Origin of the sequence: Mesorhizobium sp. WSM3868, from assembly GCF_002294785.1 — a bacterium.
GTDB lineage: Bacteria > Pseudomonadota > Alphaproteobacteria > Rhizobiales > Rhizobiaceae > Mesorhizobium.
In genome coordinates, this window is the sequence record NZ_NSGB01000006.1 from 229,103 (window position 1) to 254,196 (window position 25,094).

Sequence of the window (25,094 nt, forward strand, 5' to 3'; positions counted from 1 at the left end):
GATTTCTTCCCCGACGCTATTTCACTGCTTTCTTGCATCCGGCATGCGGCGATTGCGAGCGAATCCGGCGCAAAAGGGGCCGGCCGGCGCCAAGCGCCCACCGGCCCTTGTCATTTGGTCGCGATCAGGAGCGCTTGAGCAGCGCCCAGACCGCCGGCACGAGGCTCGCGGCCAGCGCCACCTTGATCAGGTCGCCGGCGATGAACGGCGCGACGCCGAACTGCCAGGACTTTTCCGGTCCGATGAGCGCCGCCAGCCAGGCAAAGCCCATCGCCATCATGACGATCTCGGCGGCAAGCATGGCGCCGAACAGCTTGAAGGGGTGGCGGTCCCAGCCGCGGTCGGCGGCCCAGCCGGCGATCGCCGCCATCACCACGAAGCCGGCGAGGTAGCCGCCGGTGGAGCCCAGCATATAAGCGATGCCGAGGCCCTTTTCCGGCGTGCCCTGGAACACCGGCAAACCAAAAGCGCCCTCGGCGAGGTAGAGAAGGAGCGTCGCGACGGCAAGACGCATGCCGAAGGCCGAGGCGATCAGCAGCACCGCAAGCGTCTGCAGCGAGATGTCGACCGGGCCCAACACCACTTTCGTCTTCGCCGACAGGGTGAGCAGGAGGGTTCCTGCAAGCGCCAGAAAGAGCTGGCTGGCAAGCCGGGCCGCGCCCTGGTCGGGCAGAGCGAGAGAAACGAGCGGGCGCATCGTGGTTGCAGTTGCCATGGTCTTCCCCATCGTGGCTGATTTGCTGTGTTTGAGGCGCGTCGCAGAGAAACGAGTTCAGGCGGCGCGCTTCAAGATTTCGTCCTGATGCGTGTCGTTCTCCCAAGACTGCTGCGCAGTTTTGGGCGACATGCATTGATTTTCCTATATTGGCTTCCGCAGGATGCGGCAATCATTTTGCCGCGAGCAGCAGGACCCGGCATGACGCTTGAATTCGACACACGCTTCGCTCCTGCCTATGGCCAGGCGGTCACGGTCGCTCCGGACGTCCAGCGCGTCACGGCCAGGAACCCGAGCCCGTTCACCTTCCACGGCACCAACAGCTACCTCGTCGGCCGCGACACGCTGGCAGTGATCGATCCAGGTCCGGACGACGATGAGCATCTCGGAACGCTGCTCACGGCAATAGGCGGCAGGCCGGTCAGCCATATCTTCGTCAGCCATACCCACCGCGATCATTCGCCGCTCGCGGCGCGGCTGAAAGAACGCACCGGCGCTCCCGTGCTCGCCGAGGGCCCGCATCGGCCGGCGCGGCGCCTGCGCATCGGCGAGATCAATCCGCTGGATGCCAGTGCCGATTTGGGCTTCGTGCCCGACATTGCGCTGGCGGACGGCAGCCTTACCCATGGCGACGGCTGGGCGATCCGCACCGTGCTGACGCCAGGGCATACCGCCAACCACGCGGCATTTGCGCTGGAGGGCACAGGTATCCTGTTTTCGGCCGACCATGTCATGGCCTGGGCCACATCCATCGTGGCGCCGCCCGACGGGGCGATGGCCGACTATATGAAATCGCTCGACCGGCTGATCGAGCGCGACGACCGCCTGCTGTTGCCCGGCCATGGCGGACCGGTGACCGCGCCGCGCAGCTTCATGCGCGGGCTGAAGACTCATCGCAAGATACGCGAGCAGGCGATCCTGGAACGCATCCTGAGCGGCGACCGAACCATCAAGGAGATGGTCGCGGCGATCTATCGCGACACCGACCCGCGGCTGCACGGAGCAGCCGGCCTTTCGGTTCTCGCGCATCTCGAGGACTTGGTGGCCCGCGGTCTCGTCGCCAGCGAAGGCGACCCGGCGATCGACGGGATTTTCAGGCCTGCCGGTTAACTCACTCGGCCGGCGCCGCGCCGACCTGGCCGGCGACCTCCTGATCGAGCTCGGCGAGGAAATCGGTGATACGGGCGGCATTGTCGCCCAAGTCATGACGCCCGTAGCGCGAGGCCGAACGCATGTCCACGACGACCGAATCGCCGTCGTCGGCGACGCGGATGGCCACATCTGCCGGCAGACCGAGCACGAAGCCTCTCGCGACCGCAGTGATCGTCGCCTCGCTCTGGCTGTTGATGTCGGGATAGGGCGCGGTCAGCTGCCAGTCCCGCCGCCGGTCGAGCACGGTCTCGACAGCATCGACCACGGTTTCGAAGGGCAGGTTGTAGCTGCGCCCGCTAACCAGCGGATATGCTTCCGCCTGCAGGCTCTGCTCGCCGGGCGTCGGCGGCGACAGCGCGTTCATATCGCTTGTACGGTCGCTGGTGTCGAGCGCCGGCGGGTCGTCGACGTCGGTCGAAATGTCGCGCAGCGGCGGATAGACGGTCGCCCAGTAGGCGGCGATGCCGAAAGGCGCAAGCACCAGCACTGCCAGCAGGGCGCCGACGCTGAGATCGCGGCCGCCGCGGTCGCCGAAATTCCACAGCCTCGACAGTGCAAGCCCGGCGAGCAGCAGCGCGAGCGCCGCAAGCAGCGCAACGAGCGCCAGCACCCACAGGAAAGGCGGGGTGTCGACAAGGTCGAGCCGGTAGCCGGCAACGACGGTCAGCAAAAGGACGAGCGAGAATGCCCCGATCCGCCGCGACCAGCCGGCCGCCCTCGACGTCTGCCGTTCAGGAATTGTAGCCATCGTCTGCCGCATTACCCCAGTCCGCATCGAGACTTAGAGCTTTTTGCGCCAGCCTTGAAGCCGAAAGATTTAACAATCCTCAATCCGTCGGCAGCCGATACTCCTTGAATTGCTGGCGCAAGGTGGTCTTCTGGATCTTGCCCGTCGCCGTGTGGGGAATCTCGCCGACGAAGGCGACGTCGTCGGGCATCCACCACTTGGCCACCTTGCCGCTCATGAAGGTCAGGATATCGCTCTTGCTCGGCTCCTTGCCCGGCTTGCGCACGACCACCAGCAGGGGGCGCTCGCCCCATTTGGAGTGCGGCACGCCGATGGCGGCCGCCTCCGCCACATCGGGATGGCCGACGGCCAGGTTCTCCAGATCGATGGTGGAGATCCACTCGCCGCCCGATTTGATGACATCCTTGGCGCGGTCGGTGATCTGCATATAGCCGCTGGCGTCGATATGGGCGACGTCGCCGGTGTCGAACCAGCCCTCGGCGTCGAACTGCTCGGCGCCGACGCCGCCGTAGTAGGCGCGCGCGACCGCAGGGCCGCGAACTTTCAGACGCCCGAAGGTCTTGCCGTCCCAGGGCAGCGCGTTGTTCTCGTCGTCTGTCACCTTCATCTCAACGCCGAAGGGCGGGTGGCCCTGCTTGCCCTGGATATCGAGCCTGGCATCGCCGGTCAGCCCTTCATATTCCGGCTTCATGGTGCACAACGTGCCGAGCGGCGACATTTCGGTCATGCCCCAGGCATGCACCACCTGAACCTCGTATTTGTCCTGGAACTTGGCGGTGATGGCGCGCGGGCAGGAGGAACCGCCGATGACGACCTTGTTGAGATAAGGCAGCTTTTTGCCGGTCTCCTCGAGATATTGCAGCAGCATCATCCATACCGTCGGCACAGCGGCGCTGAAAGTTACCTTTTCGGTGTCGAGCAATTCGTAGATCGAGGCGCCGTCCATCTTGCAGCCTGGCATCACCAGCTTGGCCCCGATCATCGGCGCGGCTTGGCCGAGTCCCCAGGCATTGGCATGGAACATCGGCACCACGGGCAGGACGACGTCGCGCGTCGAAACGCCCATGGCATCGGGCATGGCGGCCATCATGGCGTGCAGCACGTTCGAGCGATGGCTGTAGACGACGCCCTTCGGATCGCCGGTCGTGCCCGACGTGTAGCACATGCCGGCAGCCGTGTTCTCGTCGAATGTCTTCCAGGCGAAGGCGCCGTCCGCCTCGGCAAGCCATTCCTCATAGGCGACAGCGTTCGGCAACGAGGTTTGCGGCATATGCGCCTGGTCGGTCAGCACGATCACCTGCCTGAGCGACCTGACCTGGCCGGCGATCTTTTCCAGCAGCGGCACGAAGGTCAGGTCGACGAAGATCGCCTTGTCCTCGGCGTCGTTCATGATCCAGGCGATCTGTTCGGGAAACAGGCGCGGATTGAGCGTGTGGTAGATCGCGCCGATCCCCATGATGCCGTACCAGGCCTCGATGTGGCGGGCGGTGTTCCAGGCAAGCGTTGCGATGCGATCGCCGAGCCCGAAGCCGTCACGCTCCAGCCGCTGCGCCGCTTTGAGCGCCCGATGACGGATGTCGGCAAAGGTGGTGCGCACGATCGGGCCTTCGATCGAACGCGACACGACCTCGCGCCCGCCGTGCTGGCGTTCGGCGTGATCGATCAGCTTATGGCAGAGCAGCGGCCATTCCTGCATCAGTCCGAGCATCTCGGCTCCTCCCCTTTTTCGCGCTTTCGCGTCATTGTTTCACGCATTGTGGAATGATCCGGCGGATTGTCCAGCCACCATAAGTCCAAGGCGGTCGGATGGGCGGAATGACCCGTGAAATCCGCCATAATCCGGCCATCGTCGCCGTTAAGATTCATTAATGGGCTGGGTGAGATTGGCGAATGGAGAGATTCGCATGGACGTGCAGCTCGATGAAAAAGCCCTCGAAAGCACGCTTGCCGAAAGTCTGGACGATCTGACGCCGGACTCCAAAACCGTTTCCGACGATGAATTTGCCGAAGTCGTCGGCGGCGCGCTGGAGGCCGTCGGCGGAACGCTGCTGTTCAAGATGTGCGTCGAGAATGACGGCGAAGGCCAGCATGTCGCTGCCGCAAGCGTCGGCGACGGCGGCAACCGCCAGTTCCTGCTGCTCACGCTGCCGACCGCCGGCGGCGCGCTGAAGGTCGAGACAGCGGCGAGAAGCAGCAATCCGGTCGCCGGCATCGCTGCCGCCTATGCCGGCCTCATGGACGCATTCAAGGCCGCCGCCTGACTGTCGGCGTCGGTTAGAACATTATTTCGCCTGCACGCGATTTTGCGTCATCGCGCTGCCTTGCGCGAGGCGTCGGGCCGATCCACCTTTGACGGACGAGAGCGGTTCCGAAGGAAAAACCGCCACGCACCTTCCTCAAACTGCCGATGAGACCCCTCTTGGACAAGCGCGCCAACCCCGCCCCCGGCTTTCAGCGCAATCCCGACAAGGTGATAACGATAGAGCCTTATCGCGGCACCGTCACGGTCAGGGCCGGCGACGTCGTCATCGCCAAGTCGACCCGGGCCAGGCTCTTGTCGGAACCGCCCTACCCGGCTGTTTTCTACATCCCATTCGACGATATCGATCTCGGCAAGCTCGCCAGGACCGAGCATTCGACGCATTGTCCCTACAAGGGCAACGCGAGCTATTGGAGCGTGCTGCCGGCCGGCGACAGCGGCAGGGACGCGATGTGGGCCTATGAGCAGCCTTTCGACGAAATGGTCGAGATCCGCGATCACGGCGCGTTCTATACGGGCAAGGTGACGGTCGAGACTAAGCCGGAGTGATAGACTGCGGCGGATAGCATCGCGGATCTCCGAGGTCGCTGAGCCTCCCAGCCGTCGTCATCAACCTCCGCCACGGATCAATCCGTGGTGCCGTCGTTGCCGACGTCGTCGGCGTCGTCCAGCCGAACGAAGGTCAGGCCCTTCTGCTTCAGGGCGAGCAGGCCCTGGACGACACCCTCGCCCGCGGCATGGGTCGGCTGGTTGATGTGAGCGATGATGACGTCGCCATCCTTGGCAGCGGCGATGCGCCGGGCGGTTTCCTTGGCGCCGAGCAGTGAGCCGCCGTCGCCATTGACGGAAAAGCCCGCGACCTTGAAGCCCAGCTTGCGGATCATGGCGATCGCCGACGGGCTGTATTCGGCGGTGGCGCCGCGAAACCATTTCGGCGGCGGGCCGCCGGCGCTCGCAAGCGCCGCGGCACCCGACTCGACCTCGGCCTGAACGGCATCTGGACTGCCGGCACTGCTGATGCCGTAGATCTTGCGGGGCGTGTCGACCGCCGGGATGTGGCGGCCACCGTGGTTTTCCAGTTCGAACAGATCAGGATGCGCGCGCATGATCCCGACAGCGGCGGCGTTGCGCTTCAGCCAGATGCCGGTGACGAAGATAGTCGCGGGAATTTTGTTTTCGACCAGCGCCGAAAGAATGCGCGTATCGGTCTTCCCGCCGCAGGCGTCCAGCGTGAGCGCGACACGGCCACCGCCGCCTTGCGGCGTCAGATGCAACGTCGGTTCGACCAGCGTCCCGGCATTGCCAGCCGAGACCACGACAAGCGATAGCGCGATCGCGCAAAGAGATTTTTGAAGCAAACCCGTCGTTCCCATGCCCGGCCCGTCAAGCCGCTCAACCGCAAGATGGCGTCAACAAGACGCGCATCTAGGCGAAAATCGGAACGGTTCGCATCCGAATAGCCACCGCGCGACAATTTGCATGGAGAGTAGCTGCAAAAGCTCAACACGCCTTTAGCAGACTTGAGCTAGACCGCCTGCTCAAGCGCCACGTCGGTACGCGCCAAAAGTTCGCGCACCGCCTCGACCACGGAATCCACTTCAAGGCGCCAGACACAGCATGCCTTGCTCGAATCGGTCCGACGGCACAGGTCGCCGCCGATGCAATCGCAGGGCATGGAGGGCCGCAACGAGATGCTGGGGACCCCGACCGGGCCCCATCGAACCGGATTGGTCCGGCCGAACAGACCGACGACCGGAGTGCCGGCTGCGGCCGCCATATGCATCGGGCCGCTCTCATTGCCGAGGAACAACCTGGCCTCCTTGAGCAGCGCCAGCAACGTTTCGAGCGAGAGCGTGCCGACCAGATTGACGACCGGCGTTTTCGCTGCCGCCATGATCTTGTCCGCCGCCTCGTGCTCATCAGGGCCGCCGATCAGCACAGCGTCCAGGCCAGTTTCGGACGATATCCGTTCGATCGCGGCCGCAAAGCGCTCCGGCTGCCAGCGACGCCCGATAAAGCTCGCCCCCGCATGCACCGCCACGAAGGCATTTGGCCGCAAATGATGCTTGCTCAGCAAGGCGAGCGCTTGCGTCGTTTCGAAGGGCAGCGGGCGGATGGCCGGTGCCCTGACGCGCAGGTCGACGCCGAGCACCTCGAGCGGCGACAAATAGCGGAAGAGATAATGCTTTTCGCCGAATCCGTACGGCTTCATCCTGACATTGGCAGGCTGGCGCTCAAGCCAGCGCAGAGGTCGCTCCGTCGGATAGTGGCCGACACGAATCGGGGCACGGACCAATCCGGACACCAGCCGCGAAGTCTTGGAATCGGTGATGTCGATGACCATGTCGAAGCGGTGCCGCCGCAAAGTTCGCACAACCCGGACAAGCTCGCGCCCGCGCTGGAGCGGCGTGCCGCGCATGCCGGCACGGCTAAACGAAACGACCTCCGCTGCGATCCCATGCGCTGTTAGAAATCCAGCAAACCTGGCATCGCACAGGAACACGACCTTCACACCTGGATATTCGAGCTGAAGGTTCTTCGCCAAGGCAGAGGCAAGCACGATGTCGCCTATGAACTTGGTCTGCATGATCAGGATCGATCGGAAAGAGGTGGGGGAAATCTGCAACATCTGTTTCACGCCCCGAGTAATTCGGAACCAGAAACTGCCCAGGAACGATGTCGAGATTGAGAACCAGCGCGCGCACGTTCGCGTGAGTTTCCATACGAAATCGTAAGATGGAGCGCGCCGTTCAGGCGCGCTTGGCTCTTCCCTTCGCGGCCTCCACGGCCGCCTGGGCCGCAGCCAGCCGGGCAATCGGTACACGGTAAGGCGAGCATGACACATAGTCGAGGCCGACCTCTTCGCAGAAGCGGATCGAGGCCGGGTCGCCGCCATGCTCGCCGCAAATGCCGAGCTTGATGTCGGGTCGTGTTCCCTTGCCCTTTTCCGCCGCAATCCGCACCAGTTCGCCGACACCGTCGATGTCCAGCGAAACGAACGGATCCTGTTCGATGATACCTTTCTGCCGGTAGGTTTCAAGGAAGGAGGCCGCATCGTCGCGCGAGATGCCGAAAGTCGTCTGGGTCAGATCGTTGGTGCCGAAGGAGAAGAACTCGGCCGCTTCGGCAATGACATGGGCGCGGATGGCTGCGCGCGGCAGCTCGATCATGGTGCCGGTAAGATAGTCGATCTTGGTGCCGGTCTCCTGCATGACGCTTTGCGCGACGGCATCGATGCGCGCCTTGACGTATTGCAGCTCCTTCACGAGGCCGACCAGCGGCACCATGATTTCGGGCACCACCAGCGCGCCGGCCTTGTGGCCGGCCTCGACCGCCGCCTCGAAAATGGCGCGCGCCTGCATCTCGGCGATCTCGGGATAGGAGACCGCCAGACGGCAGCCGCGATGCCCGAGCATCGGATTGAACTCATGCAGCGCCTCGGTACGCTGCCTGAGCTTGTCCGCCGGCACATTCATGGCGGTCGCGACCTCGGCGAGCTCGGCGTCGGTCTTGGGCAGGAATTCGTGCAACGGCGGGTCCAGCAGGCGGATCGTCACCGGCAAGCCCGCCATGATCTCGAACAGCTCGAGGAAATCCGAACGCTGCATCGGCAGAAGCTTGTCGAGCGCCGAGCGCCTGTCCTTCTCGGTGTCGGCCAGGATCATCTCGCGCATGGCGATAATGCGGTCACCTTCGAAGAACATGTGCTCGGTGCGGCAAAGGCCAATGCCTTCGGCGCCGAAGGAGCGCGCCATGCGCGCGTCGAGCGGCGTCTCGGCATTGGTGCGCACCTTCATGCGGCGCGCGGCATCGGCCCATTCCATGATGGCGGCGAAGTCACCGGACAGCTCCGGCTGCAGCATGGCGACGGCGCCCTTCAGCACCTGGCCGTTGCCGCCGTCGATGGTGATGATGTCACCCTTGCGGAAGGTCTGGCCCATCGAGATCAGCGTGCCGGCCTTGTAGTCGACTCGCAGCGAGCCGGCGCCCGAGACGCAGGGCTTGCCCATGCCGCGCGCCACCACGGCGGCATGACTGGTCATGCCGCCGCGCGTGGTGAGGATGCCTTCGGCGGCATGCATGCCGTGGATGTCCTCCGGGCTGGTCTCGACGCGCACGAGAATGACCTTGCGGCCTTGCGCCTTGGCATCCTCGGCCTCACCGGAGGAGAAGACGATCTCGCCGGTGGCAGCACCCGGCGAGGCCGGCAGGCCGACGCCGATGACGTCGCGCGCCGCCTTGGGATCGATGGTCGGATGCAGGAGCTGGTCGAGCGAGGCCGGATCGATGCGGGCGACCGCCTCCTCTTTCGTGATCAGCCCGTCTTTGGCCATCTCGACGGCAATCCTGAGCGCCGCCTTGGCGGTGCGCTTGCCGGAGCGGGTCTGCAGCATCCACAATTTGCCGCGCTCGATGGTGAATTCGAGGTCCTGCATGTCGCGGTAATGCTTCTCCAGCCGGTCGGAAATATCGACGAAGGACTGGAAAGCTTCCGGCATCAGTTTCTGCAGCGAGGGCTTGTCAGAGCCCGCAGCGATGCGCGCGGCCTCGGTTATGTTCTGCGGCGTGCGGATGCCGGCCACCACGTCCTCGCCCTGCGCATTGACCAGGAATTCGCCATAGAGCTGCTTTTCGCCGGTCGAGGGATTGCGGGTGAAGGCAACGCCGGTGGCGGAGGTGTCGCCCATATTGCCGAACACCATGGCCTGGACGTTGACCGCCGTGCCCCAGCTTTCCGGGATGTCGTGCAGGCGACGGTAGGTGATGGCGCGGTTGTTCATCCAGCTCGAAAACACGGCGCCGATGGCGCCCCAGAGCTGCTCGCGCGGGTCCTGCGGGAACGGCTTGCCGAGCTCCTCCTCGACCTTGGCCTTGTAGAGCGCGATCACACCCTGCCATTCGATGGCCGTCAGTTCGGTGTCGAGCTCATGGCCGAGGCTCGCCTTCTGGTCCTCGAGAATTTCCTCGAAAACCTCGTGATCGAGGCCCATGACGACGTCGGAATACATCTGGATGAAGCGGCGGTAACTGTCATAGGCAAAGCGGGCATCGCCGGAATCGGCGGCAAGCGCCTCGACCGTCTCGTCGTTGAGGCCGAGATTGAGCACGGTATCCATCATGCCTGGCATCGAAGCGCGGGCGCCGGAGCGCACCGAGACCAGAAGCAGCTTCGACGGATCGCCGAAATTGCGGCCGGTGAGCCTGCCGATATGGTTGAGCGCCGCCAGGACATCCGCTTCAAGCGATGTCGGATAGGTGCGGCCGTTGGCGTAATAGGCATTGCAGACTTCAGTGGTGATGGTGAAGCCCGGCGGCACCGGCAGGCCGAGGCTGCACATCTCGGCAAGGTTGGCGCCCTTGCCGCCGAGCAGGTTGCGATCACCGGCTCGGCCTTCAGCGGCACCGTCGCCGAAGGTGTAAACCCACTTGGTCATGCATGCCCTCCAGGTCCCTTGGAAGATAGACAACACCCGGGCCAAGGCCCCGGTCCCCGCCCTTCCGATCCGAGCGATAAGATGCTGCATTGCGAAAGGCAAGCGCCGGCAAAGCAAGCGCCGCGACTACAATCGATTAAGCAAAAGCTGCGTCAAAAAGACTTGCCGGTGTGAGTTGCGCGAGATAGAACACAACAAGAACAAAGTGGAGTAGCGCGATGAAACTCGAGGGAAAACTCGACTATCTGGAACTTCCGGCCACCGGCGGCACGCTGGACAGCGTCAAATCCTTCTACAGCGCGGCGTTTTCCTGGTCTTTCACCGATTACGGGCCAACTTACTCCGCTTTTGCCGAGGGGCTCGACGGCGGCTTCCAGGCCGATGCGGGCGAAGCGCCCGCCAGACCGCTGCCCGTGCTCTATTCCGAAAACCTGGAGGAGACGCTGGAGGCCGTTGAGAATGCCGGAGGCAGCATCATCAAGCCGATCTTTTCCTTCCCAGGCGGCAGACGGTTCCACTTCACCGACCCGGCCGGCAACGAGTTGGCCGTGTGGGGCGAATAGCCCGCAATTCCGGTCGCCGGATCGATCTCCCCTCCAGATTACGCCCGAACGCGGCGGCTATCCGCCGGCGCAGACATGCGGCAAGATTACTTTGGATGTCAGCGGTCCAAGCATTGAGCTTTCGACCGGCTCGTCCTATAAGGCCGCGCGCAGCGGGCACCGCCCGGCTGCTGGGGCGTCGCCAAGTGGTAAGGCATCGGTTTTTGGTACCGACATTCCCAGGTTCGAATCCTGGCGCCCCAGCCAACCATTTTTTATCTTTTATTCAATGATTTAGCTAAATCGATCAGGTCTTCGTCTAGGGCACTCGGGTAGGGCCTTGGATGCGTGGACCGGCAGCAAGAATCTGGCGTCCGGAACTGGACTTAAGAGAAGCGGCGCCGTTTAGGACCGCTTCGAATTCACGATAGCATGTGCGGTATGGTGCCAAGGGCCGTAGCCCCTGTTGGCCGCTTTTCGCGATCGAGAGCACGCGGAGCAATTGTTCACGGTAGCTCAGTCAGCCGGGCTGCGAGGAAAAAAGCGTGGCCGATTGACATACCGATTGGAATTCCAATACCTATAGTATTTAAACGCCCAGTGCTGAATACCGGCGGGAGGAGCCAATGGCCGAAAACACGACAGCTGATCCTTCCACGCCTGCCCAGCTTCGCCTCGCGGGCGGAGCGCAGGGGTTCAATTGGCTTCCGGTCTTCCTTGCAGACGAGTTGGGATTATTCGGCAAGCACGGCATTGCCATCGAATACAAGCGCTTCGGCAGCGTCGACAAGGCAACAGGAGCTGTCCTTGAGGGTGAGGCCGACCTTGCGATTACGCCGCCAGAAGGAGCAGTCGCGGACTTCGTGAACGGTGGAGAACTGCGCATTGTTGCGGCCAATGCAGTGCGGCTGCCGATGTCTCTCGTGGCGCGGCCAGAAATCGCCACCCTGGCGGACCTTCGAGGAAAGAGGATCGGCACGTCCTCGCTCACCGAGGGTACTGCGATTTACACGCAGATTGTGCTGGCTTGCCAAGGACTGCACTACCCCGCCGACTACGAATTCGTGCTTGCGGGTATTCATACCAAACGGTGGGAGGCGCTGCAGGCCGGGCAAGTCGACTGTGCTCCCCAGCCCGCGCCGTGGAACTTCCTGGCCGAGGACCAAGGCTACAAGCTGATCGGCGAGGTCAATGAGTTCATACCCGAGATCCTCTTCACCGCGGTCATCGGCCGATCATCGTGGCTGCAAGCCAATCGAGATGTGGTCATACGCTTCATCAACGCCCTGATTGAGGCCCATGCGATCACCAATGAACCGGCACGGCAGGACGTAACATTGCCGATCTTCCAACGCATCACCACGCCGGAAAGCTCCACCCTGGCCAATCGTGGTCTAGGATACATGCGTGACATGGGCATGTGGCCGGACAAGCTGGCCGTGCCGGCAAACGCGTTGCGCACGACGATCGACCTGATGATCCGCGCGCATTTGCTCGATGAGGCCCTTCGGAGCCAAGCGCTGCACGCCTTCGATGCTTCTTACCTCGACGCCGCTTGCACCCCTGTCGGCTGAACCCATCCTGCCGTGCACCAAAGCAATCCCGCAACTGACCCCTCACCTTCGCTTGCCCTTGGAGGTCGACGACCCTAAGTTGCTTGCTCAGATACGCTGGGTATCCCGATACGTTCATTGGATGATCAAAGATGGCGCGACTGACCCGTGAACAAAGCCAAGCCTTGACGCGCGAAAAGCTTTTGGCTTCGGCCAGCGAGATGGTGGCCCGAGACGGCTATTCCGGCGCATCGATCGAGCGGATCGCAGAGGAGGCCGGCTTCTCGAAGGGGGCCTTCTACTCCAATTTCACGAACAAGGAAGACATCTTCCTGCAACTGCTGGAGCGCAACGCCGGCGGAGATGTGGTCGAACTGACCGAAAGGCTTCGCAGCGTTGACGAGCCGAAGGATGTCATCGAATCCATTTGCGAATGGGCCAACCAACGCGCCAAGGACAAGCGCTGGGGAACGCTGGCCATCGACCTGCTGCGCATCGCGCGCCGAGACAACACGCTGGAGGATCGGCACCTGCGCCTGTTCAGGGACCAGTGGGAAGGGCTGGGCAGGCTGTTGTCGGAGAAGCTGTTTCCGTATGGGGATGCGGAACCCCGGCCACTCTATGTCGGCGGTATCGTCCTCGAACTCGTCTATGGCGGCATGTCGAGTTTTATGGACGACAGGGCGCCCGGCGAAATGGTGCGGGTCGCGCTGACGTCGATGCACGAGGCTCATCTTTTTAGGCATAAGAACGGAAAGGCCGTGCGCAAGCGGACTGCAGCGTCCTGACGCGAACCATGCCACGCCACGTTGGAAGGCCGACCGATTCTCCTTCGTGGACGTCGGGTGCCTATTCGTAGACAAGTCCCTTCAAGCGCAGCCGTTCGCGCATTGAGTTGACGTCCAGGCTGAGCTTGCCTGCAGCGTAGAGGCGACGTTTGTCTTCCTCGGCCGCCTCCCGCTCTCGTGCCGTTCTCGCAACCAACTCGGCATTGGCACGGGGCACCACGCAGACGCCATCATCATCGGCGACGATCACGTCGCCAGGGCAGATGCGGGCACCGGCGCAGATGATCGGAACCTGGCAATCGCACAGCGTCTCCTTTACCGTTCCCTGAGCGAAGATCGCCTTCGACCAGACCGGGAACTTCATCGCTCGCAAAGCAGCCACATCGCGCACGCCGGCATCGATCACGAGGCCTCGGATGCCGAGCGCCATCGCCGATTCAGCCAGAAGGTCGCCGAAAAATCCGTCTTCGCATGGAGAGATCGGAGTCACGACGAGCACATCGCCCGGCCGCGCCTGCTCCAATGCAACATGAATGGTCCAGTTGTCGCCCGGCGCCACCTCGCAGGTAAGCGCATTGCCGCCGATCCTGGCGCCGTCATAGATGGGACGCAGCCGCGAGGCCAGCAGCCCCTTGCGTCCCTGGGCCTCGTGAACGGTTGCCACCCCCATCGCGCCCAGTGCGTCGCACACTTCGATCGGCGTACGTTCGGTGTTTGTCACGACTTTTGCCATTGATATCTCCACAGATTCGTGCCGGCCGGACCTCGCTAGCGACCCTGTCGCTTGAGCCTCTCGTCCAGCCGCGGGTAGACTTTGCGCGCATTGCCCTCGAACACCGCCGCGCGGTCGGCTTCGTCGAGGCCCAAAGCATCGATGTAACGGCGCGTGTCGTCGAAGTTGAAGCCGGTCAGCGGGTCAACCGCCTTGACCGCGCCCAGCAGTTCCGAGCCGAAGAGGATGTTGTCCGGACCGATCACGCGAAACAGCGTGTCGATCCCCGCCTGGTGGTAGACGCAGGTGTCGAAATAGACGTTGCGCATCAGGTGCGTGGCGAGATCCGGCTTTTCCATCATGATTGCCAGCCCGCGATAGCGGCCCCAGTGATAGGGAGCGGCGCCGCCGCCGTGGGGAATGATTAGCTTGAGGTCTGGGAAATCGCGAAAGAGGTCGCCCTGGATCAGCTGCATGAACACGGTAGTGTCGGCATTGATGTAGTGCGCACCGGTGGTGTGCAGGCAGGCCGAGCACGCGCCCGAGACATGGATCATGGCCGGCACCTGGAGCTCGACCATCTTCTCGAAGAGCGGATGCCAGTAGCGGTCATAGATTGGCGGCGCGGACCAGAAGCCGCCGGACGGATCGGGGTTGAGATTGCAGCCGACGAAGCCGAGCTCGTCCACGCAGCGCTCGAGTTCAGCCAGCACAGGAGCGAGGTCACCGCTCATCGACTGCGGCAGCTGGCAGACACCGGCAAAGTTCAGCGGGAACAGGTCCACGATGCGCGCAATGAGATCATTGGAGACACGGGACCATTCGGCATTCAGCGCAGCGCTGCCGACATGATGGCCCATGCCCGAGGCCCGGGGCGACAAAATTGTCAGGTCCGAGCCGCGCTCCCGCTGAAGACGAAGCTGGTTGTCTTCGACGGTCGCGCGAAGCGTCTCGTCGCTTATGCCGGGATAGACCGGACCTGCGTCGCGCTGGCCCTCGGCAAACGCCACCTGGGCCTTGCGATAGGCATGATGCGCCGGGGGCTCGGTGGTGTAGTGACCGTGGCAGTCGATTATCATGGCATTCTCCAACCGCAGCTCAGGGCTCCAGCACGTAGTTGGTGAAGCCACCGTCGCCCGAGGCTACGCCGTTGATCGCCTCATTGATCTGGTCCAGCGGATAGGTGCGGGCTTCCAGCACGGACAGGTCGACCGCCCCGGACCGGACCAGCTCGGCTATCTCGATACCCTCCGCGGTGCTGAGCCAGGCCGAACCGGTGAGCACCATCGAATTGTCCATCCACCATTTGGTGTTGAACAGCATGTCGGCGCCCGTACCGCCGATGTTCACGATGGTGCCGCCACGTTTGACGCCCATCATCGCGTCCCTCATGGCGTTGACGTCGGCCACCGCGCCAAGGCTGTCGAGCATGAAATCCGCGCCGGAGTGGTGCTTGGAGCGCACCCAGTCCGCGACCTTGCCGTCCAGGCTGGAAAAAATCTCGATCCGGTTCGGTGCGAGGCGCTTCAGCTTTTCCAGCAATGGCTTGCCGCGCGCGACCGCATAGATGGTGGAAATCCCCATGGCGAGCGCGAACATGGTGGCGCCGACACCCAGCGTTCCGGTCGCGCCGTTGATGATCAGCGACTTGCCCGCAAGGTTGCCCAGCTTTCTGAGCGCCGAATAGGACGTGCCGAGATAGCCCATGCGGGCAGCCTGCGGAAACGTCATATTGTCGGGTATCTTGACGATGGCGCTCTGGGGCGCGCGCATGAATTGAGCGAAGCCGCCGCCGGGATAGCGCTTGTAGATTTCCAGGCTGTTGCGATTGAACCCGAAATATCCGGCGAAGGTGAAGTAGTCGCACTTCATCTGGTTGCCGCTGGCGCAGGCGTGGCAGGCACCGCACGAACGCAACGGATTGACGTAGACACGGTCTCCGGGCTTCAAGGCAACGACCTGCTCGCCCACTTCGTGCACGATGCCGGCGGGGTCAAGGCCAAACGTCGCGGGCTTGGGAGGCAGCGGCTGGTGAGGATACCAGTTCTCCCAGTTGTTCAGCACGTTGGCGAGGTTCGGGACCATACCGCAGGCTTTGACCTCGACCACGACATCTGTTCCGGACGCTCGAGGCTTGGCGATCTCCTCGATCCGCATTGGTTCGTTTACCGCATGCAGCCGTGCGGCGCGCATCATCACTGTCACGATGTTCCTCCTCAAATTCCGCCAACCGGATCGAGTTGACATTCCGACTGGACTGTGGATACCGTACAGTATCTGGATTGGGTGACGCAAGACCCGATTTGCGGTGCCGGTACCAACCATCGCTGCTGCCCTCGGGCCTACGCTCGATTTCGCAGGGTGGCTGGCGGCCAAAACGGGGCCCGCTCACAACGACTGCAGCCGTCACGCTGCTGGGGAGGAGACGTACAATGCCGTTCGAGTTGCAGCCTCAGGACTGCCTGAGGATCCTATGTGGAGTCTGGTTCCTGCCGCATCTGATCGGGAAGGTCAGGAACTTCGATAAGGCGCCGGTGACGTTTGAGAAGGCCGGTCTGAATCCTGGCAAGCCATTCCTTGTCTTGACAATCGTCCTCGAGGTGCTTGCCGCGCTCGGCATGGTTTTCAACGTCTATTCGAAAGCAGCAACCGGTTGCGCGATCGTCGTGCTGCTCGGAGCAGCCTACGCAGTGGTGAAGATCAACGGCGCCAAATGGCGCTGGCAGCAGATGGGACCGGAGTTCCCGCTTTTTTGGGCGCTCGCTTGCCTCATCTCGGCACTGTGACTTTGAACATCTACCTGGGAGGTTTCATATGAAGGTTCGGCGCGTCGTCACTGGCAGGGACAACGCCGGCAAGTCAGTGGTCGTCAGCGACGGCCCCTCCCCTGGGGAAATGGTCCTGCGCCACACGCCAGGTTTCGTATCGTCGCCACAGTGGAAAATCGAGGGGGCGCCAGAGCTGGGGAGCATCGACTACAAGGACCCCATGGAGACGACCGGCACCATGGTCATGCCGGCAGGCGGATCATCGTTCTGGATCATTACTTTCCCTCCGGACAGCGTCTACATTTCATCGGAATGGGATCCCGCGGTGGCCGGTCCCGAACTCATCGAGGCATCACCTGGCATTGCCGAGCGGATGGAGCCGGACAGCCCTGGCATGCACCAGACCCCGACCGTCGACTACGTCACGGTGGTCAGGGGCAGACTGATCCTGGAACTCGATGCCGGCAGGACTGTCGAGCTAAATGCCGGTGACACCGTGGTCCAGCAGGGCACTCGTCACGCATGGCGCAATCCAGGCGACCAGCCGGCGACGATCTCCGTGATCATGCTCGGCGCCACTGTCTGACGCGGCGGTTACCATCCCAGAGAGACCACACCAGCCTCGGCTGGGCTTCGGACCGCTCAGATCGTTGCCGCCACGTCGGCGAGGATCTGGCGCGTCCACGCATGCAGGCCCGAATAGTGAGAACGCTCGGTCCAATACATGTCGATCTGGATCAGCACCTCGAGGGGGAAAGGTTTTAACGTCAACTTGTCCGAAAGCCGGCGGGCCAGGCGATAAGGAATGGTCGCGACCAGCTCCGTGCCCCGGATCAATGCTTCGAGATTGTCGTGGCTCGGCACGATCACGCTCGGCGTAATCCTGACGTCGATTGCCCGAAGCGCCGCGAAGTACAACGCCTCCCACTGGCCATTGTGGGTCACGGCGATATGCCGCGTCTGCCGGTAGCGATCCATCGTCAGTTCGCCGGCCGCAAGCGGATGGCTGGAATCCATGATGCAAGCGTAGCGGTCGGTGAAGAGTTTACGCCGGTAGTAGATATCGCCGAAAATCGCCACCGGGCCGAGCACGATATCGCAAATGTTTTCCTTGAGCTGCTGCTTGCCGTGCACGGCGGATTCAAAAATGTTGACCGCGATCTGGGGCGCCTGCTGCTGGACCTGGCGCACGAAGGCCGGCATCAGGAACATACGCTCGTGATGGTTACAGGAGATCGTCACGCTGCCCGTGGACGTAGCGGGATCAAAACCTTGCAGAGAGGACAACGCCTGCATGCGCTCGAGGACATCGCGCGCTTCCTGGGCGAGTTGACGGCATTTGTCGGTCGACAGGATCGAGTTGCCCTGGCGAACGAACATCGGGTCGTTGAAGGCCTTTCGAAGCCGCTTGATCGAATAGCTGATCGTCGACTGATTGACGCCGAGGCGCTCCGACGCCTCTGAAAAGGACCGGCAGTCGCTGACCATGACCAATGCCTGCAAAGCATTCAGGTCGATCTGGGCAAGTTCCTCCGACAGCATGGCGCCTACTCTCTATGCAAAATTTCGATCACCTGTATCGAACCTATTGCGTTGTTAGATGTCCTGCAAGGGCTTAGCCGGAAAGGAGCTGCACAGGAGGATTGAAAATGGCTGCTAATCTCGAACAGAAGATCGCTGACGCTGGAAGCGCCCAAACCATGCTCTGGGAATCGCAGAGCCCGCCGATCGTCAGCACGCCGGTGACGCCGGAATTCACCAACTGGCGCGACGAACAGCTCGCTTGGCGCAGCAACGCCGTGCTCTATGACCAGTCGCACCATCTCGCCGACCTGAACATCCGCGGCAAGGATGCGCTGAAGCTCATCCGCGACACGGCGATCAACAGCGTTGAATACTTTCCCGTCAACGCCGCGAAGCAGTATGTAGCGGTCAACGACGAGGGCCAGCTCATCGGCGACAACATCCTGTTCCGCTATGAGGAAGACGAATTCCAAGCGGTGGGCATTCCGCCGACGATCAACTGGCTTCAGTATCATGCCGAGACCGGCGGTTACGACGTCGAGCTTGTGCGGGACAATCCGTCCTATGCCCGCAAGGGAAATCCGCTGTGCTACCGCTACGAGATCCAGGGACCTGGTGCGTTCAACGTGATCCGGGAACTCATCGGCGGCGAGCCGCCGGATGTGAAGTTCTTCCACGGCACCCGCTTCACGATCGCCGGCAAGATGGTCCGCGCGCTTCGCCACGGCATGGCGGGCGAACCAGGCTTCGAGTTCGTCGGGCCCTGGGCCGATCATGAGGTCGTTCGGGCCGCTCTGCTCGAGGCGGGCAAAAAGCACAACATGATTCAGGTCGGCGGCCGGGCGTACCTGACCAACTCGCTCGAGTCCGGATGGCTTCCGCGCCCGTTGCCGGCGTTCTACTCGGGCAAGAGCACGGCGGGCTTCCGCAAGTGGCTTGCCGCGGACGAGATCGATGCCAATGTGTCTCTAGGCGGAAGCTTCTTTTCCGAGAACATCGAGGACTATTATTTCTCGCCCTACGACGTGGGCTACGGAAAGATCGTCAAATTCGACCACGACTTCATCGGCCGCAAGGCGCTCGAGGCCCAGGTCGCCGACGGCCAGACCACGGCCAACCGCAAGGTGACGCTGCAGTGGAACGGCGACGACGTCGCCAAGGCGTGGGCCTCGATGTACCAGCCAGGTGTCGGAGCGAAGTTCATCAACCTTCCGATCGCCCACTACGCGACCTATCACTACGACCGGGTCGAGGCGCCAAACGGAAGCTTGGCCGGGCGTTCGCTTCATACCGGATACTCGGCCAACTACCGTTCGATGATGTCGATCGCGGTCGTGGATGCGGCAGTGGCAGAGCCTGGCACCGAACTGGTGGTGGTCTGGGGCGAGCCCAAGCCATCCTCCAAGGTGCAGGTTGAAGACCACGTGCAGTTCAAGATCCGCGCCACCGTCCACCCGGCGCCGATCGACGCGCACGCACGCACCAGCTATCGCAAGAACGCCTAAGCCGCACGCCTGAACCGAGGGCGGCATCACGGCCGCCCTCCCCTCACGGCAACCGCACCCGACGACAACAGACTGGCGGGACCTCCTGCCGGTGTCACTTTGCGACGCGAGAAACCGCCTTGCCCTTCAGCTCGGCCGTCAACCCGGAGACCGGGTATGGAAAAGTCCTATCTGCTTACGCTCCAATGCAAGAACCGGCCGGGCATCGTCGCCGGCGTGGCGAGCCGTTTGGCAGCACATGGCGCCAACATCACCGCGGCCCAGCAATTCGACGACCCCGAGACGGATCGGTTCTTCATGAGGGTAGCGTTCGATTTGCCTTCGCCCCTCGATGATCTCGCCGGGCGTTTTTCCGAGGAGGTCAACCGCTTCGGCCTGCAATGGACATTGCGGCCCCAGAACCTGCCCCGCAAGGTTCTGCTGCTTGTCTCGAAATTCGACCACTGCCTGGTAGACCTGCTTTACCGCCAACGACTGGGCGAGTTGCCCATGCAGGTTGTCGCCATCGTCTCCAACCATCCGCGAGAAGGTCTCAACCTCGCCTCCGACGACGCCATTCCCTTCCACCACTTCCCGATCAGCCATGAGACCAAGGCCACCCAGGAGGCGAAGATCAAGCGCGTGATCGAAGATAGCGGCGCCGAGCTTATCGTGCTGGCCCGCTATATGCAGATCCTATCCGACGACTTCTCAGCCTATCTCTCCGCCCGCTGCATCAACATCCACCATTCTTTCCTGCCGGGTTTCAAGGGCGCCAAGCCCTATCACCAGGCGCATGAGCGCGGCGTGAAGATGATCGGAGCAACGGCGCACTACGTCACCGAAGACTTGGACGAGGGTCCGATCATCGCCCAGGACGTCGAACATGTGACCCATGCCGACACGCCCGAGGACCTCGTTCGCAAGGGTCGGGACATCGAACGCCGCGTGCTGGCCCGCGCGGTCGCCTTCCACCTTCAGGATCGGGTCTTGCTCAATGGACGCAAGACCGTCGTCTTCGCCTAACAACGGAGCCACGCGCATGGAAAAAGCTGCTATCCGCCCCTCCGCTATCGACGCCTCGATCGAGATGGCGCCAAGCCAGGTGATCGACTCCCCTGACCTACCGGGCCTTTTCCCGTCGGGGGTCCGGGTCTACATCACCGATATCGGCCTGGCGGACACGCCGACCCTGGTCAAGGCAGCGCGTCGCGTCGCGGACCTTGGCTACACCGCGGTTCCCCATATGGCCGCTCGCCGACTGACCACGCGCCAAGCGCTGGAAACGCGGGTGAAGGCTTTGGCTGAGGAAGCGGGTGTCCGCGACTTGCTCATCATCGGCGGCGACGTGGCTACCCCAGCCGGTTCATTTTCCTCCTCTTTCGAGGTGCTCGAGACTGGTTTCGTTGACAAGTACGGCATCGCCGAGGTCGGTGTAGCCGGCCATCCGGAAGGCAGTCGCGACTTTGGCGACGAGGCGGCGATTGCAACGCTCCGGATGAAGAGCGCCTGGGCCGAGCGGACCGGGGCAAAGATGCGTGTCGTCACCCAATTTGGCTTCGACGCGGACAAGTTCATCGCCTGGGCGGACGGCCTGGCGGTTTCCGGGGTGGACCTGCCGATCCATCTTGGCGTGGCCGGTCCCGCCAAGATCACGACCTTGCTAAAATACGCCGCCTTGTGCGGCGTCGGCAATTCGCTGAGTTTCTTGAAAAAGCGCAGCGCCTCGCTTGCCGCCCTTGCCACCAGTCACTCGCCGGAGAGCTTCGTCGGCCCGATCGAGCACCATCTGCGGGCAAAGCCGGAGTCGGCAATCGCGCTGCTGCATGTCTTTCCGTTTGGCGGCATCAAGAATACGGCCAGGTGGCTCTACGAGCGTGGCTCGTGGCAAGGCCTCGAAGCCGACGATCGCTCGTCGATCGCTTAAGCGCGCAGCCATCTCCCGAGAGCCGAGCCAGACCATGGCGCGCCGATCGTCGGCGCGCCATGGTCTCTCGTTGCCGCTACATGGGCGAATGTTGCGGCACGATTGCCACGCGCAGCCTATCAGTCAGCACCGCCGGACATCCGCGAGGACGTCCGGCGCGCTCAGGACAACGCGAAGCCGCCGTCAGCTGCGGCCGCGCCCCTCCGTTTCGATGCGCAGCGTGACCTCGTCCCCGATCAGGGGAAGATTGGCCGTCATGCCGAAGTCGCTGCGCTTCAACTTGGCAGTCGCGCTGAAGCCGGCCTCAAGACTGCCGTCCCACGGGTTCTTGCCCTGGCCGTTGAAGGTCACGTCGAGCGTCACCGGCTTGGTCACACCGGCGATGGTGAGATCGCCCGTGATGGTGCCCTGCTTGTCGCTGGACTTGGTGAATTTGGTGCCGACGAAGGTGATCTCCGGAAACTCGGTGGCATTGAACCAGTCGGCGCCCTGGATGTCGCTGTCGCGCTGGGCATTGTTGGTGGAGATGCTGGACACCTTGACCTTGGCCTGCAGCTTGCTGGCCTCAGGCGCGTCCTTGTCGAAGGTGAATTCCCCGGAGAACTCTTTTGCGACGCCGATGACGTTGGAGAAGCCGAGATGATTGATGAAGAACACGATGCCGGAATGAACCGGATCGATGTCGAACGTGATCGGCTGTGCGGTTGCCGGCCCGATTGGCGCCGTTGCGAGTGCAGCTAGCAAAGCTAGTTTCAGTCTGTAGTTCATTCCATCCTCCTTTGTTGATGCACGAAAAGCGAATTCACAGCGGAAGGCTGAACCCCTTCCGTGCCAGCATCACTGCGACTGCCGCGACGGCCGGCATCAGGCAAAACCCTGCGAAGACGAACGTGGCGAGTGCAGGGGTTTTCTGATCGAGACGATCGAGGATCACGCGGCAGGCCGAAGGGACCAGGAAAAGCAGCAGGAGCACCGCAAGGGCGAGAAGGTCGATCTTACGAGTGATCAGCGCGACGGTCTGCGCCACAGCCATCATGCCCGCCGCTCCGCCGAGCAAGGATGCCCATCCGAAGCGGTAATTCGGCCGGGACAGGTGCCCAACCACGATGCCGGCGATGCCAAAGGCGACGCCAAGAGACAGTTGCAGGCTGGATGATGAAGCCCCCATGAAGGCAATGGGAGCAAAGCCTGCGCTGGCAACCGCGAGCATGATCGCAGGGCGCAGATCCGATCCCTCATCGGGATAGTCAGCTTCCCGATGAAGCGCATATAGCGCTGCCGCTCCGGCCAGAGCGGCGACAACCAGGTCGAGAGGCTGCGCCAGGGCAATCGTATCGCCGATGTAAGCTGCTGAGGCGACCGGCATTGCCGCCAACAGCAACTGTCCGAGCCTGCGGCTGCCTGTCCATTCCGTCGCCACGCCCAGGATCGATCCAACCGCCGCCAGGTAGAACACCTTGTTGACGGCGCCGACCGGAGGGAAGGAGGGAAGGCGATTGTAGGTCAACCAGTAGGACAGGAAGAAGCCGAGCGGGATCAAGAGATCGTACCAACGGCGATCGACGCGCCCCCATCGCATCAGGCCGCTCAAGGCGAACGACAAAAGGCCGCAAATGGCGACCGCCAGCATAACGGCCTCCTGCGGCGATCGGGCAACGCCAATCACGTCGCATTACCGTTGTTGGCTACAGGATAGCGGGCACACGCTCGCGGCACCTTGCGGCAGGATGAAGTCACACCGTCCTCCCCGGTCTGAGTTCTCCATGACCGGCCCCTTCCGGATACCGGTCAGATTTCAAATACCAAAGCGTATCTCACTAACCTTGTCAATCCGACTGGACAGCTGGCCGGAACCCGCCTCGCCTTAGTGCAGGTGCACCGGCGAAGTCGGTTGACATACGACTCAGACTTCAAATACTATATGGTATCTAAAGTGGGACAGACGCGGAAGCGCCGGTTCCGCTGACACGCCTGGGAGGAGTGCGTGGCTGTGCAGGAACATATCAGCGCCTATTTGCCTGTGCTCGCGGCGGATGGCGTATCGGTCAGCTTCGGAGGCGTGCAGGCGCTCGACAATGTCTCGCTCGACGTCGGCGATGGCGAGATTTGCGGCTTGATCGGCCCGAATGGCGCGGGCAAGACCACCTTCCTGAATGCCATCACCTGCCTTGCACGCCTTCAACGCGGCACCGTAGAGCTGTCGGGTCGGATAATCTCCAATTCGGCGGTGCGCGACATCATCGGTCTAGGGATCGCTCGGACATTCCAAAACGTCGGCGTATACGGCTCGCTGAGCGTCCTGGAGAACGTCATGCTCGGCGCACACCACAAGATGGGTGGAAAAGTCGCGCGTGCCCTTCTCAATCCCTTCGGTGCGTGGGCCGAGGAGAAGACGGTCCGCCGCAAGGCTGAATCAATTCTGGATGAATTGGGAATGGCCGCATTATCGAGCGTGCGCGCCGACTCCCTGCCCTATCCCTTGCAAAAGCGGATGGAGATCGCACGCGCCCTGGCGGCCGAGCCCAAGCTCCTGTTGCTGGATGAGCCGGCCGGCGGACTGACCCATGGCGAGGTCACCGAATTCGGCACCCTCGTCAATACGATCCGGCATAGCCGCAGGCTCTCGATCCTCCTGATCGAGCATCACATGGGTCTGGTGATGAGCCTGTGCGACCGGATCCATGTGTTCCACCTCGGTCGAAATCTGGCGTCAGGACGCCCCGAAGAAATCAGGACCAATGAAGCCGTCATCGGCGCCTACCTCGGGAGGAGCACGTGAGACTGCTTGACGTCCGCAATCTCTCGGCCTCCTACGGCAAGGTACGGGCGCTTTTTGACTGCTCGCTCGCAATCGCGCAGAACGAATTCGTCGTCCTGCTCGGCGCCAATGGCGCGGGAAAAACCACTTTGCTGCGCGCGCTTTCGGGCACGATCCGCTCGTCCGGCGAGATCGCCTATATGGGAGGCGACTTGCAAAAGATGGCGCCGGAACGGCGTCTGCAACGCGGCTTAGCGCAGATTCCCCAGGGCAGAGGCACTTTCACGGAATTCACCGTCGACGAGAATCTGACGCTGGGCGCCACAATCGTCTCCGATGCCCGCCAGGTCCGACAGGACAAGGAGCGGTGGTACGATCGCTTTCCGCGATTGCGCGAACGCCGCTCCCAACTGGCCGGCAATCTGAGCGGAGGCGAGCAGCAGATGCTCGCGGTTGCGCGAGCGCTCATGTCGCGGCCAAAACTGTTGCTATGCGACGAGCCGTCATTGGGTCTCGCGCCCGTCATCACGCGCGAAATATTCGCGATCTTCAAGGAACTCCGCGACATCGATGGGTTGACGCTCCTGGTCGTGGAGCAGAACGCGGACCTGTCGCTCAAGTTCGCCGACCGCGCCTATGTCATCGAGGCCGGGCATATCGTGGCCGGCGGCTCAGCCGGCGCGATACTTGCAAATGAGCATATCCAGAAATCTTACCTTGGGGACTAA

25 protein-coding genes and 1 tRNA gene are annotated in these 25,094 nt (G+C 62.6%); 14 read left to right on the forward strand and 12 right to left on the reverse strand.

What is annotated here, in order from left to right; all coding sequences use genetic code 11:
- Window positions 1-124: 124 nt before the first annotated feature.
- Window positions 125-715, reverse strand: coding sequence for a biotin transporter BioY (locus CK221_RS12625; protein ID WP_095778026.1), 591 nt, complete (start codon window positions 713-715; stop codon window positions 125-127).
- 201 nt (window positions 716-916) lie between these two features.
- Here CK221_RS12625 and CK221_RS12630 point away from each other — a divergent pair, with 201 nt between their 5' ends.
- Window positions 917-1,825 (forward strand): MBL fold metallo-hydrolase, encoded by a 909-nt coding sequence (locus CK221_RS12630; protein ID WP_095777945.1) that lies wholly within the window; start codon window positions 917-919, stop codon window positions 1,823-1,825.
- Window position 1,826: 1 nt separating this feature from the next.
- On the opposite strand, the gene CK221_RS12635 is transcribed toward CK221_RS12630, so the two are convergent.
- Both CK221_RS12635 and CK221_RS12640 read right to left on the reverse strand, forming a co-directional pair.
- Window positions 1,827-2,615: a DUF1499 domain-containing protein gene (locus CK221_RS12635; protein WP_095778027.1), complete on the reverse strand. Its 789-nt coding sequence runs from the start codon at window positions 2,613-2,615 to the stop codon at window positions 1,827-1,829.
- Between the two features lie 79 nt (window positions 2,616-2,694).
- A complete protein-coding gene (locus CK221_RS12640) occupies window positions 2,695-4,323 on the reverse strand; it encodes a fatty-acid--CoA ligase (RefSeq protein ID WP_095777946.1) in 1,629 nt (542 codons plus the stop codon).
- A 196-nt stretch (window positions 4,324-4,519) separates the two neighbouring features.
- Here CK221_RS12640 and CK221_RS12645 point away from each other — a divergent pair, with 196 nt between their 5' ends.
- The gene (locus CK221_RS12645; protein ID WP_095777947.1) at window positions 4,520-4,876 is read left to right on the forward strand and encodes a hypothetical protein; all 357 of its coding nucleotides are present in this window, start codon (window positions 4,520-4,522) and stop codon (window positions 4,874-4,876) included.
- Between the two features lie 158 nt (window positions 4,877-5,034).
- Window positions 5,035-5,424, forward strand: coding sequence for a DUF427 domain-containing protein (locus CK221_RS12650; RefSeq protein ID WP_095777948.1), 390 nt, complete (start codon window positions 5,035-5,037; stop codon window positions 5,422-5,424).
- A 77-nt stretch (window positions 5,425-5,501) separates the two neighbouring features.
- Here the strand turns inward: CK221_RS12650 and CK221_RS12655 are convergent, their stop codons facing one another.
- The 3 genes from CK221_RS12655 to ppdK form a co-directional block, all read right to left on the reverse strand.
- The gene (locus tag CK221_RS12655; RefSeq protein ID WP_245430624.1) at window positions 5,502-6,233 is read right to left on the reverse strand and encodes a polysaccharide deacetylase family protein; all 732 of its coding nucleotides are present in this window, start codon (window positions 6,231-6,233) and stop codon (window positions 5,502-5,504) included.
- A gap of 167 nt (window positions 6,234-6,400) precedes the next feature.
- Window positions 6,401-7,720 carry a glycosyltransferase family 9 protein gene (locus CK221_RS12660; protein WP_245430631.1) on the reverse strand — a complete coding sequence of 440 codons (1,320 nt, stop codon included), beginning with the start codon at window positions 7,718-7,720 and terminating at the stop codon, window positions 6,401-6,403.
- The gene (ppdK, locus tag CK221_RS12665) at window positions 7,626-10,310 is read right to left on the reverse strand and encodes a pyruvate, phosphate dikinase (protein WP_095777951.1); all 2,685 of its coding nucleotides are present in this window, start codon (window positions 10,308-10,310) and stop codon (window positions 7,626-7,628) included. The genes CK221_RS12660 and ppdK overlap by 95 nt, the downstream gene beginning before the upstream one ends.
- A gap of 218 nt (window positions 10,311-10,528) precedes the next feature.
- Between ppdK and CK221_RS12670 the strand changes: the two genes are divergently transcribed.
- From CK221_RS12670 to CK221_RS12685, 4 genes are all read left to right on the forward strand, one after another.
- Complete coding sequence (locus tag CK221_RS12670; RefSeq protein ID WP_066997872.1) at window positions 10,529-10,873, forward strand: VOC family protein; 345 nt, start codon at window positions 10,529-10,531, stop codon at window positions 10,871-10,873.
- Between the two features lie 171 nt (window positions 10,874-11,044).
- Window positions 11,045-11,119: transfer RNA gene (locus tag CK221_RS12675), tRNA-Gln, on the forward strand.
- A gap of 359 nt (window positions 11,120-11,478) precedes the next feature.
- Window positions 11,479-12,426 (forward strand): ABC transporter substrate-binding protein, encoded by a 948-nt coding sequence (locus CK221_RS12680; RefSeq protein WP_095777952.1) that lies wholly within the window; start codon window positions 11,479-11,481, stop codon window positions 12,424-12,426.
- Between the two features lie 131 nt (window positions 12,427-12,557).
- Complete coding sequence (locus tag CK221_RS12685) at window positions 12,558-13,193, forward strand: TetR/AcrR family transcriptional regulator (RefSeq protein WP_066997878.1); 636 nt, start codon at window positions 12,558-12,560, stop codon at window positions 13,191-13,193.
- 61 nt (window positions 13,194-13,254) lie between these two features.
- Here CK221_RS12685 and CK221_RS12690 read toward each other — a convergent pair whose 3' ends face one another.
- Genes CK221_RS12690 through CK221_RS12700 form a run of 3 tightly spaced genes read right to left on the reverse strand, consistent with a single transcriptional unit; the run spans window position 13,255 to window position 16,101 of the window.
- Window positions 13,255-13,926 carry a 4-carboxy-4-hydroxy-2-oxoadipate aldolase/oxaloacetate decarboxylase gene (locus CK221_RS12690; RefSeq protein WP_095777953.1) on the reverse strand — a complete coding sequence of 224 codons (672 nt, stop codon included), beginning with the start codon at window positions 13,924-13,926 and terminating at the stop codon, window positions 13,255-13,257.
- Between the two features lie 35 nt (window positions 13,927-13,961).
- Complete coding sequence (locus tag CK221_RS12695; RefSeq protein ID WP_095778028.1) at window positions 13,962-14,984, reverse strand: amidohydrolase family protein; 1,023 nt, start codon at window positions 14,982-14,984, stop codon at window positions 13,962-13,964.
- Window positions 14,985-15,003: 19 nt separating this feature from the next.
- Window positions 15,004-16,101, reverse strand: a complete 1,098-nt coding sequence (locus tag CK221_RS12700; protein ID WP_245430632.1) for an alcohol dehydrogenase catalytic domain-containing protein — start codon at window positions 16,099-16,101, stop codon at window positions 15,004-15,006.
- Window positions 16,102-16,337: 236 nt separating this feature from the next.
- Between CK221_RS12700 and CK221_RS12705 the strand changes: the two genes are divergently transcribed.
- Both CK221_RS12705 and CK221_RS12710 read left to right on the forward strand, forming a co-directional pair.
- Window positions 16,338-16,691, forward strand: coding sequence for a DoxX family membrane protein (locus CK221_RS12705; protein WP_095777955.1), 354 nt, complete (start codon window positions 16,338-16,340; stop codon window positions 16,689-16,691).
- A gap of 28 nt (window positions 16,692-16,719) precedes the next feature.
- Window positions 16,720-17,259 carry a cupin domain-containing protein gene (locus tag CK221_RS12710; protein WP_095777956.1) on the forward strand — a complete coding sequence of 180 codons (540 nt, stop codon included), beginning with the start codon at window positions 16,720-16,722 and terminating at the stop codon, window positions 17,257-17,259.
- 56 nt (window positions 17,260-17,315) lie between these two features.
- Here CK221_RS12710 and CK221_RS12715 read toward each other — a convergent pair whose 3' ends face one another.
- Window positions 17,316-18,215: a LysR family transcriptional regulator gene (locus CK221_RS12715; RefSeq protein ID WP_095777957.1), complete on the reverse strand. Its 900-nt coding sequence runs from the start codon at window positions 18,213-18,215 to the stop codon at window positions 17,316-17,318.
- A gap of 107 nt (window positions 18,216-18,322) precedes the next feature.
- Here CK221_RS12715 and CK221_RS12720 point away from each other — a divergent pair, with 107 nt between their 5' ends.
- From CK221_RS12720 to CK221_RS12730, 3 genes are all read left to right on the forward strand, one after another.
- A complete protein-coding gene (locus CK221_RS12720) occupies window positions 18,323-19,702 on the forward strand; it encodes an aminomethyltransferase family protein (protein WP_095777958.1) in 1,380 nt (459 codons plus the stop codon).
- 156 nt (window positions 19,703-19,858) lie between these two features.
- Window positions 19,859-20,707: a formyltetrahydrofolate deformylase gene (gene purU / locus CK221_RS12725; protein ID WP_095777959.1), complete on the forward strand. Its 849-nt coding sequence runs from the start codon at window positions 19,859-19,861 to the stop codon at window positions 20,705-20,707.
- A gap of 16 nt (window positions 20,708-20,723) precedes the next feature.
- Window positions 20,724-21,608 carry a methylenetetrahydrofolate reductase gene (locus CK221_RS12730; RefSeq protein WP_095777960.1) on the forward strand — a complete coding sequence of 295 codons (885 nt, stop codon included), beginning with the start codon at window positions 20,724-20,726 and terminating at the stop codon, window positions 21,606-21,608.
- Window positions 21,609-21,791: 183 nt separating this feature from the next.
- Here the strand turns inward: CK221_RS12730 and CK221_RS12735 are convergent, their stop codons facing one another.
- Window positions 21,792-22,376 carry a YceI family protein gene (locus CK221_RS12735; protein WP_066997911.1) on the reverse strand — a complete coding sequence of 195 codons (585 nt, stop codon included), beginning with the start codon at window positions 22,374-22,376 and terminating at the stop codon, window positions 21,792-21,794.
- A gap of 34 nt (window positions 22,377-22,410) precedes the next feature.
- Complete coding sequence (locus CK221_RS12740; protein ID WP_095777961.1) at window positions 22,411-23,238, reverse strand: hypothetical protein; 828 nt, start codon at window positions 23,236-23,238, stop codon at window positions 22,411-22,413.
- A 354-nt stretch (window positions 23,239-23,592) separates the two neighbouring features.
- On the opposite strand from CK221_RS12740, the gene CK221_RS12745 reads away from it, so the two are divergent.
- Together CK221_RS12745 and CK221_RS12750 are read left to right on the forward strand one after the other, a co-directional pair.
- Window positions 23,593-24,387, forward strand: a complete 795-nt coding sequence (locus CK221_RS12745; RefSeq protein WP_066997917.1) for an ABC transporter ATP-binding protein — start codon at window positions 23,593-23,595, stop codon at window positions 24,385-24,387.
- Window positions 24,384-25,094: an ABC transporter ATP-binding protein gene (locus CK221_RS12750; protein WP_095777962.1), complete on the forward strand. Its 711-nt coding sequence runs from the start codon at window positions 24,384-24,386 to the stop codon at window positions 25,092-25,094. Before CK221_RS12745 ends, CK221_RS12750 begins: the two co-directional genes overlap by 4 nt.

Coding starts and splice junctions, on each gene's coding strand:
- CK221_RS12625 (WP_095778026.1), bottom strand. CDS start 715: ATGGCAACTGCAACCACGATGCGCCCGCTCGTTTCTCTCGCTCTGCCC.
- CK221_RS12630 (WP_095777945.1), top strand. CDS start 917: ATGACGCTTGAATTCGACACACGCTTCGCTCCTGCCTATGGCCAGGCG.
- CK221_RS12635 (WP_095778027.1), bottom strand. CDS start 2,615: ATGGCTACAATTCCTGAACGGCAGACGTCGAGGGCGGCCGGCTGGTCG.
- CK221_RS12640 (WP_095777946.1), bottom strand. CDS start 4,323: ATGCTCGGACTGATGCAGGAATGGCCGCTGCTCTGCCATAAGCTGATC.
- CK221_RS12645 (WP_095777947.1), top strand. CDS start 4,520: ATGGACGTGCAGCTCGATGAAAAAGCCCTCGAAAGCACGCTTGCCGAA.
- CK221_RS12660 (WP_245430631.1), bottom strand. CDS start 7,720: ATGTGTCATGCTCGCCTTACCGTGTACCGATTGCCCGGCTGGCTGCGG.
- ppdK (WP_095777951.1), bottom strand. CDS start 10,310: ATGACCAAGTGGGTTTACACCTTCGGCGACGGTGCCGCTGAAGGCCGA.
- CK221_RS12670 (WP_066997872.1), top strand. CDS start 10,529: ATGAAACTCGAGGGAAAACTCGACTATCTGGAACTTCCGGCCACCGGC.
- CK221_RS12680 (WP_095777952.1), top strand. CDS start 11,479: ATGGCCGAAAACACGACAGCTGATCCTTCCACGCCTGCCCAGCTTCGC.
- CK221_RS12685 (WP_066997878.1), top strand. CDS start 12,558: ATGGCGCGACTGACCCGTGAACAAAGCCAAGCCTTGACGCGCGAAAAG.
- CK221_RS12690 (WP_095777953.1), bottom strand. CDS start 13,926: ATGGCAAAAGTCGTGACAAACACCGAACGTACGCCGATCGAAGTGTGC.
- CK221_RS12695 (WP_095778028.1), bottom strand. CDS start 14,984: ATGATAATCGACTGCCACGGTCACTACACCACCGAGCCCCCGGCGCAT.
- CK221_RS12700 (WP_245430632.1), bottom strand. CDS start 16,101: ATGATGCGCGCCGCACGGCTGCATGCGGTAAACGAACCAATGCGGATC.
- CK221_RS12705 (WP_095777955.1), top strand. CDS start 16,338: ATGCCGTTCGAGTTGCAGCCTCAGGACTGCCTGAGGATCCTATGTGGA.
- CK221_RS12710 (WP_095777956.1), top strand. CDS start 16,720: ATGAAGGTTCGGCGCGTCGTCACTGGCAGGGACAACGCCGGCAAGTCA.
- CK221_RS12715 (WP_095777957.1), bottom strand. CDS start 18,215: ATGCTGTCGGAGGAACTTGCCCAGATCGACCTGAATGCTTTGCAGGCA.
- CK221_RS12720 (WP_095777958.1), top strand. CDS start 18,323: ATGGCTGCTAATCTCGAACAGAAGATCGCTGACGCTGGAAGCGCCCAA.
- purU (WP_095777959.1), top strand. CDS start 19,859: ATGGAAAAGTCCTATCTGCTTACGCTCCAATGCAAGAACCGGCCGGGC.
- CK221_RS12730 (WP_095777960.1), top strand. CDS start 20,724: ATGGAAAAAGCTGCTATCCGCCCCTCCGCTATCGACGCCTCGATCGAG.
- CK221_RS12735 (WP_066997911.1), bottom strand. CDS start 22,376: ATGAACTACAGACTGAAACTAGCTTTGCTAGCTGCACTCGCAACGGCG.
- CK221_RS12740 (WP_095777961.1), bottom strand. CDS start 23,238: ATGCTGGCGGTCGCCATTTGCGGCCTTTTGTCGTTCGCCTTGAGCGGC.